The following is a 279-nucleotide window of genomic DNA, read 5'->3' as shown; positions in this document are numbered from 1 at the left end:
AAATCCTGCGATCTTGTAGTAGCACGGCCAGGATAAATTTTGATTTTACCCAAAGATTGTAAAATGCCGTGCCCCGTAAGCTGGAAATTGATTGAGGGAATGGGGCGGCACCCAGAGGGAAAGGTGATGAAGGTGATGGAGATTAGGAAGAGGGTAATTTCTTCCCCATCTTCATTCCCCGCGTCTGTTGTTCAATTCGCCGCGCCTGACCTTGCCCATGCCACCGGATATGAGATTACGCCCAGAAATCGGTTTTCTGCATAGTAGAAACTTTGGTGA

General features: G+C 48.0%; 1 protein-coding gene. It reads left to right on the top strand.

The window, feature by feature from the left end; all coding sequences use genetic code 11:
- Nucleotides 1-63: 63 nt before the first annotated feature.
- A complete protein-coding gene (locus MiSe_RS50205) occupies nucleotides 64-264 on the top strand; it encodes a hypothetical protein (RefSeq protein WP_226595104.1) in 201 nt (66 codons plus the stop codon).
- The last annotated feature ends 15 nt before the right edge of the window (nucleotides 265-279 follow it).

Origin of the sequence: Microseira wollei NIES-4236, assembly GCF_020521235.1 — a bacterium.
Classification (GTDB): Bacteria; Cyanobacteriota; Cyanobacteriia; order Cyanobacteriales; family Aerosakkonemataceae; genus Microseira; species Microseira wollei.
Note: the sequence above shows the minus strand (reverse complement) of the source record. Positions and strands in the feature narration are given on the sequence as shown.